Annotated in this window: 11 protein-coding genes; 2 read left to right on the forward strand and 9 right to left on the reverse strand. The window is 66.7% G+C overall.

The window, feature by feature from the left end; genetic code table 11:
- Nucleotides 1-46: 46 nt before the first annotated feature.
- The 5 genes from KHO22_RS22080 to KHO22_RS22100 form a co-directional block, all read right to left on the reverse strand.
- Nucleotides 47-1,084 carry a DUF1254 domain-containing protein gene (locus tag KHO22_RS22080; RefSeq protein ID WP_211949309.1) on the reverse strand — a complete coding sequence of 346 codons (1,038 nt, stop codon included), beginning with the start codon at nt 1,082-1,084 and terminating at the stop codon, nt 47-49.
- An 80-nt stretch (nt 1,085-1,164) separates the two neighbouring features.
- Nucleotides 1,165-2,523, reverse strand: a complete 1,359-nt coding sequence (locus tag KHO22_RS22085) for a DUF1214 domain-containing protein (RefSeq protein WP_211949310.1) — start codon at nt 2,521-2,523, stop codon at nt 1,165-1,167.
- Nucleotides 2,524-2,922: 399 nt separating this feature from the next.
- Nucleotides 2,923-4,491, reverse strand: coding sequence for a class I adenylate-forming enzyme family protein (locus tag KHO22_RS22090; RefSeq protein ID WP_211949311.1), 1,569 nt, complete (start codon nt 4,489-4,491; stop codon nt 2,923-2,925).
- A gap of 265 nt (nt 4,492-4,756) precedes the next feature.
- Nucleotides 4,757-6,001, reverse strand: a complete 1,245-nt coding sequence (locus KHO22_RS22095; RefSeq protein ID WP_211949312.1) for a thiolase family protein — start codon at nt 5,999-6,001, stop codon at nt 4,757-4,759.
- Nucleotides 6,002-6,033: 32 nt separating this feature from the next.
- On the reverse strand, nt 6,034-6,807 hold the full coding sequence (locus tag KHO22_RS22100) for an enoyl-CoA hydratase/isomerase family protein (RefSeq protein WP_211949313.1): 774 nt from the start codon (nt 6,805-6,807) through the stop codon (nt 6,034-6,036).
- A gap of 250 nt (nt 6,808-7,057) precedes the next feature.
- On the opposite strand from KHO22_RS22100, the gene KHO22_RS32785 reads away from it, so the two are divergent.
- Complete coding sequence (locus KHO22_RS32785) at nt 7,058-9,808, forward strand: winged helix-turn-helix domain-containing protein (RefSeq protein ID WP_275950844.1); 2,751 nt, start codon at nt 7,058-7,060, stop codon at nt 9,806-9,808.
- Nucleotides 9,809-9,972: 164 nt separating this feature from the next.
- A complete protein-coding gene (locus tag KHO22_RS22110; RefSeq protein ID WP_230426962.1) occupies nt 9,973-10,356 on the forward strand; it encodes a hypothetical protein in 384 nt (127 codons plus the stop codon).
- 64 nt (nt 10,357-10,420) lie between these two features.
- On the opposite strand, the gene KHO22_RS22115 is transcribed toward KHO22_RS22110, so the two are convergent.
- The 4 genes from KHO22_RS22115 to KHO22_RS22130 form a co-directional block, all read right to left on the reverse strand.
- Entirely contained in the window at nt 10,421-11,251 is an 831-nt protein-coding gene (locus KHO22_RS22115) for an SDR family NAD(P)-dependent oxidoreductase (RefSeq protein WP_211949314.1), read from the reverse strand.
- Nucleotides 11,252-11,274: 23 nt separating this feature from the next.
- Nucleotides 11,275-12,411 (reverse strand): acyl-CoA dehydrogenase family protein, encoded by a 1,137-nt coding sequence (locus KHO22_RS22120; protein ID WP_211949401.1) that lies wholly within the window; start codon nt 12,409-12,411, stop codon nt 11,275-11,277.
- 86 nt (nt 12,412-12,497) lie between these two features.
- Nucleotides 12,498-12,953, reverse strand: a complete 456-nt coding sequence (locus KHO22_RS22125; RefSeq protein WP_211949315.1) for a MaoC family dehydratase — start codon at nt 12,951-12,953, stop codon at nt 12,498-12,500.
- A gap of 43 nt (nt 12,954-12,996) precedes the next feature.
- Nucleotides 12,997-14,145 carry an acyl-CoA dehydrogenase family protein gene (locus KHO22_RS22130; protein WP_211949316.1) on the reverse strand — a complete coding sequence of 383 codons (1,149 nt, stop codon included), beginning with the start codon at nt 14,143-14,145 and terminating at the stop codon, nt 12,997-12,999.
- Between the last annotated feature and the right edge of the window lie 167 nt (nt 14,146-14,312).

Here is a 14,312-nt window from a genome sequence, read left to right on the forward strand (position 1 = left end):
ACACGCGGAGCCCGCGCCGGGTGCTCGCGCGAAGCACCCGGCCCGATCACGACACCGGCCTGGCCGCCGGCAGTTTCCAGGTTCCCTGCAGGATCTCGGCCTGGGGCAGGTAGTACCGGACCATGTAGTTCCAGCCCGGCATGGTGGGCAGGCAGTTGACCGTGTCCGCGCCGCATCCGCCGAAGCGGATGGAAACCGAACCGTCCGCCGACCGCTTCGCGGTCAGGCTGTTGATCGAATAGGCATCGAGCGGATTGCGCTGGAAGTAGCCGACCGCGTTGTACACGCTGACCGACCAGAACGCCCCGACCGGCACGTCACGCAGGTCGAGGCGATAGATCGTCGCGCCGTCATTGCGTTCGGGGTTGACGATCTGGTAGAACGCGTCCTTTTCCGGAATGCCGCCCCACGCAATGGCGCTGCCGATCAGGTGCCGCACGGGATCGACCTGATCCCGCGTGCCGAACATCCTGCGCGAATCCGGGATGGTGGTCCCCAGCGCGATCAGGGCGGTGCGGATGGCATCCTGGCTCGCCTTGTCCCAGTCGGGAATCTCGAAGCGGCCGGGACCGCCGGGCTGGCTGACGCCAATGGCATCCTGCAGGGCGCGCACCTGTTCCGCATCGCCGGGCCTGCCCGGATCGATCAGCGTGCGCACACCCAGCATGACGTACCGGGAACCGATGTCCTGCTTGCGCAAGGTGTAGCTGCCCGCGCGATAGTGCACGCCGAGCACGTGGCTGTCCTGGTCCAGCACGGCCAGCGACATGAAGCGCTTGCCGGCATCGGGCATGGTGACAGTGACCGGCCCGGCATCGAGATCGAACACGGCGGTCGAGTACACCGTGTCCCGGTTGGGGCGCACGACGGTCGGGCGGTCCACCGGCACCAGTTCGCGAAAGTGGGAAAACTTTCCGAACCCGCCGCGCCTGACCGTGAAACCGAAGTAGCGGTCGGACTCGGCACGCGGGAAGTTGTCGACCGTGACCTGTACCGGCGCACCCGCATCGACCTGCGCATGCGCGGCGCACAGGACCGTGGCGAGCATGGCACAGGCCGCGGCATGCAGTGGCTTGACTGACATAGGCGTCTCCTCATTGTTCTCTGGTTGATGTCGTGCAGCGCAAAGCGGCCCGTTACGGGCCGCAATGACTGCAGGTAACACTACGAAAGCCGGACGATCGGCGGCGGCACATACTTGCCGGCGGCCTCCTTGTCCCTGGGGCCATAGAAGCGCAGCATCAGCCGGTACTGCTGTCCTGCCGGCGTCGGAAGCCAGTTCCCCTCGGGCGCCTGCTCCGGCTTTTTCGGCCCGAAGTACAGGGTCAGCGAACCGTCCTTGCCATACTGCAGCCGCGACTGGTTGTTGAGCAGGAACCGGTTCATGGGGTTGGGCAGCACGCGGAAGTAGCGGGAATCCACGGCAAGGACGGACCAGAAGTAGCGCGCCTCGGCCGCGGGAAGCTGGTCCTTCGGGAAGGTCAGCGAGTAGGTATGGCTGCTGTCGAGCGGGGCACCCGCACCGTCGACCGCGCCACGGAAATAGTTCGCCTCGTCGAACGTGTTGACCCAGATTCCGCCATAGTTGAACAGCGTCCGGCTGAGGTAGTCGTTGCCGTAGGCGCCCGACACCGCGGCACGCGTCCAGCCGTTGCGGATCGAGCCCGGACCGATGGTCCGGCTGGCCCTGGCGAAGTCGGCAAAGGCGCGCTTGCGGATCACGCTGTCCACGCGGTCCCGCTCGGCGGGACTCGCAATAGCCCGGACAAGGGCATGCACCTTCGCTTGCTGGGCTTCCATGCCCGGGTTGAGGTCCGGCTCGCTCGCCAGGGCGGCTTCCGCCGCGTCGAAGGCTTCCACGCCCGGCAGTTTCTGCAAGTCGAACACCGGCGTCTGGGGAATGCGCGGCAGACGTGGCGTACCGGTGGCACGCATGCTGAACTGGTGCTGAAGCGCTTCGGCCTGCTTCCAGTCCGCGCCGAGCTCGACGCGCGACAGCACGCGCGTATGGCGCGCCGGCAGATCGATCCGCGTCACGTCCGCCGGCAGCGCGACATTGGCCCCGCGCAGGCAGACGGCAAAGTCGCCGCTCGGCCGGCCGGGAAAGGTCCGCTCGTTGATATTGGCCAGCGTCTCGCCCCAGCCGTTGAGGAACTGCACCGTGTAATAGCGGCCGGAGATCTTCGGCACGGTGACGATCGTGCAGCTGGTCTCGTCCACGGCGACCCAGGCTTCCGAATAGGCCACGTCCAGGTTGGGATTGGGCCAGTCCACCGCGCCCGGCCTGCGATGCACGAGCTGGTTCCAGGCCATGCCCTCGCGGAAATCCAGCTGCTGCTGCCGAAGCACCAACAGGCGACCGAGCAGGTAGATGTAGGCGTCGCTGATGTCCTGATCGGAGACAGTCGCTTGCTGGACCGCGGACGGCGCGGAAGTCGCCACCGGGAGCTGGTGCTGGCAGGCGCCGATCAGCAGCGATGCCGCGATGGCTCCGACTGTCAGTGGCAAGCGGGACAATGACATGCACTCCTCCTTTTCGTTCTCGCACATAGTTCTGCTGCACCCGCGCCATCGGCCTCGCGGCGCCCGGCCGGCTGCAACGCGCTGATTTCCCCGGAAGCCGGAGGTCTCCATGGTCACCGCGATAGGCGCGCTTCGCTCCGCGCCATATCCGCCGGTTCCGTTTCCTGAATGCCATCCGATTAAGCACGGATTCGTGTGTGCGCAGCCCCTCCCTCATTGGGGGGGCGATTTCCGTCAGCGGCCGCAGGCATCCCTCCCCTGAGGGAGGGGAACAATCCAGCCGCGTCGAACAATCTCCCGGAAGCAGGCAAATGCCGCTCAGCCAGAATCCGCGCCCCAATGCAATACGGCCCGGCTGAAGCCGGGCCGTACTACGCATCAGGCTGGCAAAGACCAGGCCTACGAGACCCGGCGTCCCTTGCCCGCCCAGTACTTCTCGCGCACGTGCCGGCGCAGCACCTTGCCGACCACGCTGACCGGCAGCGCCTCGACGAAGACCACCGACTTGGGCACCTTGAACCGGCCCAGCCTGCCCTTGACGTGTTCGATCAGTTCCTCCGCCGTGACCTGCGCCCCGGCCTTGACCACCACCTCCGCGTGCAGCGCCTCGCCCCACTCTTCATGGGGCACACCGATCACCGCCGAGTTGGATACCGCGGGGTGCGAGTTCAGCGCGGCCTCCACCTCGACGGCATAGACGTTGAAGCCGCCCGTGATGATCATGTCCTTCTTGCGGTCGACGAGGTACAGGAAGCCCTCGTTGTCGATGTAGCCCAGGTCGCCCGATTTCCAGAAACCATTCGTGAACTCGGCGGCGGTGCCTTCGGCGTTGTTGTAATAGCCGGAGATCGTGCCGCGGCAGCGCAGCCAGATCTCGCCGGTCTCGCCTGGGGGGATCTCGTTACCCTCGTCGTCGACGATCATGATCTCCACGCCCGGCACGATGCGGCCGGCCGAGCCGAGCTGCTTGTCCGTGGCGCTCAGATGGTCGGCCTTGGTCAGGATGCCGACGGCGTGCAGGATCTCCGTCGCGCCGTAGATCTGCATGAAGATATTGCCGAAGCGCTCCTGTGCCTGGCGCAGCTTGGCCGGGCTCATCGGCGACGCGCCGTAGGCCAGCGTGCGCAGCGACGACAGGTCGTACTGCGTGGCCTCGGGCATTTCCAGCATGCGGTAGATCATTGTCGGCACAAGCAGCGTGTTGGTGATCTTCTCGGCCTCGATGTTGCGGCAGAGCTGTGCCAGGTCCGGGATGTTCTGCGTCACCGTGCAGCCGCCGCGGAACAGCGTCGGCAGCAGCCCCAGGCCCGACCCGTGGCTGATCGGCGCCATATGCAGGAAGCGCGTGTCCGCGTCATAGACCTGCTCGCTTTCCATGTACATGGAATCGCGCATGGCCAGCCAGTTGTCCATCGTGTACGCCGCGCATTTGCTCTTGCCGGTGGTGCCGCCGGTGAAGCGGTAGACCAGCGCGTCGTTGCGCGTGTCGTTCTCGACGCCGGGGTTCTCAGCCGAAACGCCGTCCAGCAGGTCCCAGAAGTACAGCAGCCCATCGCGCGGCGCGGCCGGTGGATCCATGCAGACCACGGTCGCGCCCAGGCTTTGCAGCATGTCGAAGTAGCGGTCCAGCAGCGCGTTCTCGATGAAGACGACCTTGGGGCGGATGAACTCCACCTGCCAGCGGTGTTCCTCCTGCGCGTCGCGGTAGTTGGTATAGGCCAGCGCCGCATCGCCCTTCAGCGCCGTCCACGCGTGCAGCAGGGCGATGTTGTCGTTCTCGAGGATGCACAGCCCGATATCGCCGCGGCGCAGTTGCAGGCGGTCGCGCATCATGTTGACGATGCGGTTGGTCAGCGCATGCAGCTCGCGGAACGTGTAGCGGCGCTGGCGCTCGATATTGACCAGCGCCTCGCGGTCGCCGAAACGCACGGCAAGGTTGCCCATCGTGCGCGCGAAATTCATCTTCATCTGGTGTCTCCTGCCTCCTTGAAGCGGCCACACGCCTGCCCATTATGGCGTGCGCCCGCGCGCATGTTAGGCGAAGGGGGCGGGGATCGCACCTCCCCTGGCGGACGCGCGGGCAAGCGTTGTCTGTCAATGCGAGGCATGTTAACGAAACGGGGGATGCTGCATTGCCGCATCCCCCGCTCTCCCTCCGCTTGCGCCATGCGGTGCGAAGCGCACCGCATGGTTCAGGCGCCGCTTGCGTGAAGCGCCTCAAACGTCATGTGTTTCAGGCCAGCCCGAAGATGCCGACGTGCTCGGTCGACTCCTCCACGCGCCACAGGCCGCCGCCGTTGCCCTGCAGCGCAATGCGGGCGCCTTCGACCTGGCGCTTGCCGCAGTTGCCGCGCAGCTGTTCCACCAGTTCGAAGATCTGGCCAATGCCGGTCGCGCCGATCGGGTGGCCCTTCGATTCCAGGCCGCCCGACGGGTTGATCGGCAGCTTGCCGCCCAGCGTGGTGTCGCCGCGCTCGGCCATGGCGCCGCTGTCGCCCGGCTCGCACAGGCCCAGCGACTCCACTGCCAGGAGTTCGCCGATGGCGGTAGCGTCGTGGATCTCGGCCACATCGACGTCCTTTGGCGAAATGCCGGCCTGCTCGAACGCCGCCTTGCCGGCCAGGTGCGTGCAGCCCTTGTCGAAGTCGTCGGCAGCGCGCGCCGAGGCCGAACGCACCACGCTGGCCAGTACCTTGACGGCGCGCTTGCGGTCGAAGCCGTATTTCTTCAGGCCCGCTTCCGTGCACAGGATCGCGGCGGCGGCGCCGTCCGAGATCGGCGAGCACATGGGCAGCGTAATCGGGTAGGTGATCGGTGGCGCCGCGAGGATCTCCTCGATCGTCATGGCATTGCGGTACTGGGAGCGCTCGTTGTGCACCGAGTGACCGTGGTTCTTCGACGACACGGCCGCGAGCTGGCGCTGCGTGATGCCGAAGCGCTCCATCAGCCCGCCACGGCCGAGCGCCGCGTACACGTCCATGAACGGACTGTAGGGATTAGGCGACTGCGAGCCCGGCGGCGGCACGATGCCCTTGCCCATCTCGGCCAGGTAGTTCTTGTTCTCCTCGAACGTCTCGACGTCCCAGGCCGATTCGAAGGCGGAGAACATCTTGGCCTTGTCCTTCGAGAACATCTTCTCCGCGCCCACGGCGATGGCCACGTCGGCCGCACCGCCACGCAGTTGCGTCACGGCGAGGTTGAACGCATGGCTCGACGACGCACAGGCGCCCTCGATGTTGAAAATGGGAATACTGTCAAAGCCCAGCGGCAGCAGCGCGACCTGGCCGCGAATCATGTGCTGGCCATCGAAGTGACCCTGCGTGCAGTTGCCGTAGAACGCGGCCTGCACCCACTTGCGGTCGCAGCCGGCATCCCTGAGCGCATCTTCCACGGCCGAGGCGGTCAGTTGCTTGATGGTCTTGTCCGCGTGGCGGCCGAACGGCGTCATGCCGACGCCGACGATGTAGATGTTTTCCATGTGTCCTTGCTCCGGTACGTCTTCGATCTCGATCAGTAGCCCTTGAATTCGGGCGTGCGCTTTTCGGCGAAGGCGCGCAGGCCTTCGGTGATGTCGTACGAGCGCTGGTGGTTGCGCAGCTCCAGCAGTTCGTGGCGCAGCGCGTCCGCCAGCGGCTTGTCCGCCGCCTCATCGGCCACTTTCTTCATCTTGCGCAGCACCAGCGGGCTCTTGGTGGCCAGCTTGTCGCCGATGGCCTGCACGCGTGCCACCAGTTCCTCGTCGGCCACCACTTCGGCCACCAGGCCGTACTGCTTCATGTCGGCTGCCGGCAGCGATTCACCCGTGTACAGCAGGTACTTGGCGATATTCAGCGGGATCTTGCGCGGCAGCACCGCGGCGCCGCCGCCGCCCGGAAACACGCCGAAGTTGGAATGCGCATCGCCAAAACGGGCGCTCTGCGCGGCGATCACAAAGTCGCAGGCCAGCACCGTTTCCAGGCCGCCGGCGATCGCCAGGCCATTGACGGCGGCGATGGTGGGCTTGGGGAAGGCGCGCAGCGTGTCGAAGAAGGCGACGAGCGTGTCGAGCAGGTCCGGCTCGCCGGGCCCCGGGGTGCCGGAGGCCTTCAGGTCCGCGCCGGCGCAGAAGGCCGGGCCCGTCGCGGTCACCGCGACGACACGCACCGCGTCGTCCTGCCGCCATTCACGCAGTTGCGCGGCCATGGCCAGCGCCATGTCCTTGCTGATGGCGTTGCGGGCCTGCGGGCGCATCAGGGTGATCCAGCCGACCCGGCCCCTCACTTCAAACGAAACGGCTTCGCTCATGTCTTCTCCTTGATCCAATATCCAAATGCCGACAGCGTTTCTGGCTGGATGCCAAGGTACGACAGGGGAATGCCGGCCTGCCCCTCCCCTTGCGGACGTGGACCGTCCGCGCCTGGCAGGGCGCGCGGCCTGTGCCGGATATCGCACTGGCGGTACCGCGCGGGCGCAGGCGCCAGCCCTTTCCAAACAGGGACAGGAAACGCCATAATGCCCTCACCCTGCCCCAGCCCGAGCATCGAAACCGGCGCCAATGGCGAATCCATCCACGCAAGCACCCGCGATGAATCCCGACAATCTCCTGGTGGCGACCAAGTTCTCCCCGCCTCGCATCAGCCCCCGCCACATCCCGCGCGAGCACCTGCTGGCGCGCCTGCGCGACACCAAGTACTGCGCGGCCACGCTCGTCACCGGGGGCGCGGGCTTCGGCAAGACCATCCTGCTTGCGCAATGGCGCCAGGAGCTGATGAAGGCCGGCATCGATGTCGCATGGCTGTCGCTGAGCCACGACGACCGGCAGTTCCCGAGCTTCTGCACATACCTGCTGGCCGCGTTCCAGCGCCTGGGCATGCGTGCCGACGACGTCGTGCCCGACGCCACCGGCAGCGAGCAATCGATGGAAACGCTGGTGGCCATGGCGACCAGCGCCGTGGAGGAGATCGACCGCGAGCTCTACCTGCTCATCGACGACTATCAGCATGTGGAAGCCCCGGCCGCGCACCGGCTCATGCAGAAGCTGCTCGACCACTGCCCGGCCAACCTGCATATCGTCATCGCCTCGCGCACCATGCCGCCACTGAGCCTGGGCCGGCTGCGCATGCAGGGCCAGGTGTCGGAGATCGATTTCGCCGAACTGCCGTTCGACCTGGAGGAAACGCGCGCCTTCTTCGACCAGAACCTCAGCACGCTGAAGCTGACCGCCGACGAAGTCCGCCTGATCCATGACCTGACCAGCGGCTGGCCGGCGAGCCTGCAGCCGGTCGCGACGATGCTGCGCATCCGCCCCGCCAAGCGCGCCAACCTGCGCTCGCTGCTATGGAAATCGGCGGACCTGCAGTCCTACCTGGCCGAGGACGTGGTGGCCTACCTGCCGCCGGAACTCACGGCGTTCATGGAAAAGCTGTCGGTGTTCCGGCGCTTCAATGCCGGACTCGCGCAGGCGGTCACGGAGAACCCCGACGCCGCCGACCTGATCAAGCGCGCGGAGGACGAAAACCTGCTGATCTATCGCGTGGAGACCGATGATCCCGCGCCGTGGTACCGCTTCCATCCGCTGTTCGGCGAGTTCCTCGCGCAGCGCCTGGCCCAGCAGGGCAAGGACGCCGTGGAAGCCGTCCATCGCCGTGCCAGCCGCTGGTTCGCCGCGAACGACCTGCTGGTGGAGTCCGTGCGGCACGCCAGCCTTGGCGGCGACCTCGACTTCGCGGCCGACGCCATGGAGCAGGCCGCCACGGCATCCACCTGGAGCATGTCGTACATCGGTCCGCTGCTGCACATGCTGGATCGCCTGCCGCAGGAAACGCTGTTCTCGCATCCGCGCCTGTTCTTCCTCGGCTGCCTGGCCCATGCCTTCACCGGACGCGCCGACAAGGCCGAGCGCTGGCTCGAACAGATCCGCCGTACCGAGGCCGCGAAGATCCCGGCGCTGTCGTCGAAGTTCCCCATCATCGATTCCTCCGTCGCCGTGCAGCGCGACGACATGCAGCGCGTCATCGAGGTGCTGGAGCCCCTGTGCAAGGTACCCATGGAGAACGCATCGCTGCGCTACGTATGCCTGGCGGGGCTGGTGGTTGCCTATCTCGCCGTCGGCCGCCTGGACGACGCGCGCGCGCTGTTCGACGCGAACCCGGTCCCGCCGGAAGACCGCGACAACGACATGGCGATGGTCTTCGAGAGCCAGCGCGCCCAGACCTGCCTGGTCGAAGGCGACATGCGCGAAGCGGAGCGCCTGGGCGCCGCCACGCTCGCCCGCGCGGAGGCGACGTTCGGCCGCGCCTCCCTGCCCGCGAACCTGTGCGCCGCGACCGTGGCCTTCGCCTGCTACGAACTGGACCGCATCGACGATGCGCGCGACGTGCTGGCGAACCGCGCGGGCATCTCGCAATCGTCGTGGCCCGACGTGATGATGCAATCCTCGCTGTGCCGCGCACGCCTCGATTTCCTGCAGGATGCGCCGGAAACCGCGCTGTCCTTCCTCGACGCGCAGGCCGCGCACTTCCACCTGCTCGGGCTGGACCGCGCGCTCGCCAGCATGCTGGCCGAGCAGGCCAATATCCTGCTGACCATCGGCGAACACCGCCGCGCGGCCGAGCTGGCCACGCGGCTGGAAGGGCTGCGCAAGGTCCATGAGCACGCGACCGGCGCCCTCGCCCAGATACCCGCGATCGCCGCATTCGTGCGCGCCCGGCTCGCGCTGGCGGACTCCAACCCGCAGGTAGCGCTGGATGCGCTGGCGGAGGTGCGCAGGTTTGGCGAAAAATACGGGCGCGCCCGCAACCTGGTCCGGGTCGGATTGCTGGCCGCGGTGGCATATGACGGACTGCAGCAGGAAGCCGAGGCCACGCGTTGCCTGACGGAAGCCGTGACGCGCGCCGCAAAGCTCGGTCTCGTGCGCACCCTGCTCGACATGAAGGACCAGATAGCTGTGCTGCTGGCCCGCCTGCAGAAGGGCGACGGCCTGCCCGCTCCCGTATCGCGCTACCTCGCCGATATACTGGCGCGCATGACGCCGGGCACCGCCAGGCCGGATTCGGCGCCCGTGAGCCCCGCCGCAAGCGCCGGCGCCCGGATCGCCCCGGACGCCGAGCGCGGGCCCCTCACGCCGCGCGAACTGGAGATCCTGGCCCTGATCGCGGAAGCCATGTCGAACAAGCGCATCGCGCTGACGCTCAACATCACCTTCGGCACGGTGAAATGGAACGTGAAGAACATCCTGGCCAAGCTGGGCGTCTCCAGCCGCTATGATGCGATCGCGCTGGCGCGCCAGCGCGGATTGCTGAAGTAGGCGTGGGGCGGATTCTCCCTCACTGCGCGCGCGCATGAGCGCCGGGGATTATGCTGGCGCCAGACGGCTTTTTTTTCGCGCCGACGTCATGAAAAGTCATTTGGTTGGCGCTTCCAAGCGCGTATGCTGAAACTGCCACCTTGGTCACGCACCAGGAGCAAGCCATGGCCAAGAGTCAACTCCGGGAGATGTCCATGCCGCTGCGCCACCATGTATGCCTGCTCGCTTTCCTCGCCGGTCTGACGCCTCTGCTTCATGTACATGCGCAGGCACAGCGGCCATCTCCGGCAGACGCCGCGATCAATGATGCAATTTCTGACGCAGTGCGTGAGGGCTCGTACCGGTTCCAGCCCACCCCCACGCAACCGCCTACCCTTGATGAGCAGTGCGATCAGCTGGCCGAACAGATCGGCGAGACGCCGCGCCGCAGCTACCGACCCTCGGGCGCGCCAGTCGAGAATAGCCAGGGCAATGAAATCTCCACGGTCGAGCGCGACCGGACGCGCAGGCAATTGCAGCGCGTGTATCAGGAAAAGTGTACGCAATAGGCTCGCCACCAAAAAAGGCCAGCGCATCGGCTGGCCCTTCGAAAGCAGCTGACCCCCAGACCGGTCAGATCGACCCGATGCCCCCGCCACAGATCAGCACCTGCCCCGTGACGTAGTTCGACTCCGGGATGCAGAACAGGTACACCGAACCCGCCGCCTCTTCAGGCCGGCCGGGGCGGCCCAGCGGGATCGCCTTCTTCGACTGCTCAACGATCTGTTCGCTGATCCCGACCTTGATCTCGCGGCCCTCGATGCTGACCGTCGCACTTGCCTTGCCGGCAAACGGCACCGTCAGGCGGGTCTCGATATGGCCGAATGCCACCGCGTTGACGTTGACGTTCAACCGTCCCCACTCCTTCGACAGCGCCTTGGTCAGGCCGATGATGCCGGCCTTGGCCGCCGAGTAGTTGACCTGGCCCGCATTGCCGCCCGCCGACACCGACGATATGTTGACGATCTTGCGGTACACCTCCCTGCCCTCGGCGATCTCCGCCTTGGCGGCGGCGCTGATGACGGGGTAGGCGGCGCGCAGGATGCGGAACGGCGCCGTCATGTGGCAGTCCACGATGGCCTGCCACTGCTCGTCGGACATCTTCTGGATGACGTTGTCCCAGGTATAGCCCGCGTTGTTGACGATGATGTCGATGCCGCCGAAATGCTCCACCGCGGTCTTCACGAAGCGGTCCGCGAACGCGGCATCCGTCACGCTGCCTACGCAGGCCGCCGCCTCGGCGCCCATGGCGCGGATCTCGGCCAGCACCTCGTGCGCCGGGTCCGCATCGAGGTCGTTGACGACGACGCGCGCGCCTTCCGACGCCAGCTTCAATGCCAGGCTGCGGCCGATGCCCCGGCCCGAGCCGGTGACCAGGGCGACTTTTCCATCAAGCTTTCCCATGATTCCCCTTGTTCCTTTCCTGCTCAGCGACCGCTCAGGCTGCGCGCGATGATGACCTTCTGGATGTGGCTGGTGCCCTCGTAGATCTTGGTCACGCGGGCGTCGCGGTAGTAGCGCTCGACCGGGAAGTCGGTCAGGTAGCCATAGCCGCCGTGGATCTGGATCGCATCCGAGCACACTTTCTCGGCGATCTCGCTGGCGTACAGCTTGGCGATCGATGCTTCCTTCGCGCACGGCACGCCCGCGGCCTGCAGGCGCGCGGCGTGCAGCATGTACTGGAACGCCACGTCCACCCTGGTGGCCATGTCCGCCAGGTCGAACGCCACGCCCTGCAGGTTGATGATCGGACCGCCATAGGCCTCCCGTTCCTTCGCGTACTGCACGGCGGCTTCGAGCGCGGCGCGGGCCACGCCGCAGGCCACGGCTGCAATGCCGATGCGGCCTTCGGACAGCATGCTCATGACGCGTTTGTAGCCGGCGCCCTCTTCGCCGATCAGGTTTTCTGCCGGCACGCGGTGGTCGTCGAGCTGGATCGCCGCGACGTGTGCCGAGCGCTGGCCCAGCTTCTCTTCCACGCGGGTCACGTTGTAGCCCGGCGCACGCGGATCGACGATGAACAGGCTCGGTCCCTTCCTGCCTTCCGGGGTTTCGGTGATCGCCGCGATGCAGATGCCGACGCCCGCCTCGTTGCCGTTCGAGATGAACTGCTTGCTGCCGTTCAGCACGTAGTGCTCGCCTTCGCGGCGTGCCGTGGTGCGGAATGCCCCGGTATCCGAGCCGGCCTGGGGCTCGGTCAGCAGGCCGGCCACGATGGTTTCGCCCGATGCCATCCCCGGCAGGTATTTGCGCTTTTGCGCGTCGGTGCCCGCATGGGCGACCACGCCGGCGAGCCCGTTGTGGACGTGCAGGATGGTGGCAAAGCCCGCATCGGCAGCCGCGAACTCGGTAATGGCGAGGCAGTACTCGACAAAGGTCGCGTCGGAGCCGCCGTATTCCTCGGGCACGTGCATGCCGAGGAAGCCCAGCTCGCCCACCGCCTTCAGTTCGCTGCGCGGCCACGCGCCGGCGCGGTCGCGTTCCGCGGCAGTGGCGGCCACCACTTCCTGGGCAACCTTGCGGGCCGCGTCGCGGATCATGACTTCCTGCTCGCTCAGGAGCACGGACGATGTATCGCTCATTTCTCTACCTCTTCTCGGATTCGTTCAGGCACTCGGGCCAACCAGGCCAATCAGGCCAACCAGGCCAATCAGGCAAACACGCGCACGATGGACTCGGCGACGCAGGCGGGCTTGTCGGCGCCTTCCATCTCGACGGTCATTTCATAGGTCAGCTGCGCACCGTTGCTGTCGAGCGGCTCGAAGCTCGCCAGCCGGAAGTGCGCGCGCAGGCGGCTGTCAACCGGCACGGGCTTGAGGAAGCGCACCTTGTTCAGGCCGTAGTTGACGCCCATCCTGACGTTCTGGATCGCGAACGCCTTCTGCGAAAAGATCGGCAGCAGGCTCAGCGTCAGGAAGCCATGCGCGATGGGCGCGCCGAACGGGCCCTTGGCCGCGCGCTCGGGATCGACGTGGATCCATTGGTGGTCGCCGGTCGCGTCGGCGAAGGTATTGATGCGCTGCTGGTCGATCAGGATCCAGTCGCTGGTGCCGACAACCTCTCCCACCAGGGATTGCAGTTGGGCGATGGTTTCGTAGGTCTTCATATTGTCTCGCTCGTCATGATCAGGTAGGGGAATGCATGCCGCTTCAGGCCGTCGTGGCGCGCAGCCCGGCCTGCAGGACGGCTGCACAGGCGGCTTCATGGCTATCGCTGCTGCCCAGCAGCAGGTCCGCCACCACGGCGCGCTTGTAGTAGTGGCCGACCGCGAACTCCTCGGTCATGCCGATACCGCCGTGCAGCTGGATGCCCTGGCCGCAGACGAATTTCGCCGCTCGGCCGATCAGCATCTTGGCCGCCGACAGCACCTGCTGCCGCGTCCCGGCATCGTCGTTGGCCATGGATGCCATCGCCGCGTGCAGCATCGACCGGGCCACTTCCATCTCCGCGGCCATATCGGCCATGCGGTGCTGCAGTGCCTGGAACGACCCGATCGTCACGCCGAACTGCTGGCGTGTCTTCAGGTACTCGGCGGTCATCTCGATGGTCTTCTCCATCGCCCCGATCAGTTCGGCACACAGGGCGACCGTGCCGCTCGCCAGTCCCGCCTGGAGCGCGGCGAGTCCCTGTCCGGGCTCGCCCAGCACCGCGTCGGCCGCGACGCTGGCACCATCGAACGTCAGTTCCTCGACCCAGCTGCCGTCATGCAGCGGCAGGGCGCGGCGGGTCAGGCCCGGGGTCTCGGCATCGACCAGCAGCAGCGTGATGCCCGGCGCATCCGGCACCTGCGCGGACACGATGAACACATGCGCGCCGACCGCGCCGAGCACCAGCGACTTGCGTCCGCTCAGCACATACCGGTCGCCGTCGCGCCCGGCCCGCAGGGACACCGGCTCGGCCAGGCCGCGCGACGCCGGCTCGCTATAGGCCAGCGCGATGCGCAACGAGCCCACGGCCAGCAGCGGCAGCAGCTTTGCCTTCTGCGCGTCCGTCCCGCCCGCCACCAGCGTCTGCGCCGCCAGGACCGCGCACCCCAGGTATGGCTCGACCACGAGCCCGCGCCCGAACTCCTGCGCGATGATGGCGGTATCGACCAGCGTGCCGCCGAGGCCGCCATGCGCTTCCGGCAATGCCGCCATCAGCCAGCCGTTCTCCGCGAACAGGCTCCAGTTGCCGTCGCTGCCGCTCCTGCCCGCCTTCAGCAAGGCGCCGCGCGCTTCGAAGGTGTACACCTTGTCGATGAAGCGGCGCACGCTGTCCTGCAGCAGTTGTTGTTCCGAAGTCAGATCGAAGTCCATGCTATGTCCCTTGCGGCGGACGCAGCGCCATCATCGCTGTCGTGCCGATCCCAGATATCGCCGCGCCGGCATCCTCCGGGGCACCCCGGATGCCTTGCATGCTGGCCTGAGGAGTCATCTTAGGGATTCAACCCTGCATTCCTCCCCTCCCCTTTTTGCAGGGGCCA

The organism is Cupriavidus yeoncheonensis (genome assembly GCF_905397275.1).
Classification (GTDB): domain Bacteria; phylum Pseudomonadota; class Gammaproteobacteria; order Burkholderiales; family Burkholderiaceae; genus Cupriavidus; species Cupriavidus yeoncheonensis.

Excerpts from the sequence above, each read along its gene's own strand:
- KHO22_RS22115 (WP_211949314.1), bottom strand. The coding sequence starts at position 11,251 with ATGGGAAAGCTTGATGGAAAAGTCGCCCTGGTCACCGGCTCGGGCCGG.
- KHO22_RS22100 (WP_211949313.1), bottom strand. The coding sequence starts at position 6,807 with ATGAGCGAAGCCGTTTCGTTTGAAGTGAGGGGCCGGGTCGGCTGGATC.
- KHO22_RS22095 (WP_211949312.1), bottom strand. The coding sequence starts at position 6,001 with ATGGAAAACATCTACATCGTCGGCGTCGGCATGACGCCGTTCGGCCGC.
- KHO22_RS22130 (WP_211949316.1), bottom strand. The coding sequence starts at position 14,145 with ATGGACTTCGATCTGACTTCGGAACAACAACTGCTGCAGGACAGCGTG.
- KHO22_RS22090 (WP_211949311.1), bottom strand. The coding sequence starts at position 4,491 with ATGAAGATGAATTTCGCGCGCACGATGGGCAACCTTGCCGTGCGTTTC.
- KHO22_RS22080 (WP_211949309.1), bottom strand. The coding sequence starts at position 1,084 with ATGTCAGTCAAGCCACTGCATGCCGCGGCCTGTGCCATGCTCGCCACG.
- KHO22_RS22125 (WP_211949315.1), bottom strand. The coding sequence starts at position 12,953 with ATGAAGACCTACGAAACCATCGCCCAACTGCAATCCCTGGTGGGAGAG.
- KHO22_RS32785 (WP_275950844.1), top strand. The coding sequence starts at position 7,058 with ATGGCGAATCCATCCACGCAAGCACCCGCGATGAATCCCGACAATCTC.
- KHO22_RS22110 (WP_230426962.1), top strand. The coding sequence starts at position 9,973 with ATGGCCAAGAGTCAACTCCGGGAGATGTCCATGCCGCTGCGCCACCAT.
- KHO22_RS22085 (WP_211949310.1), bottom strand. The coding sequence starts at position 2,523 with ATGTCATTGTCCCGCTTGCCACTGACAGTCGGAGCCATCGCGGCATCG.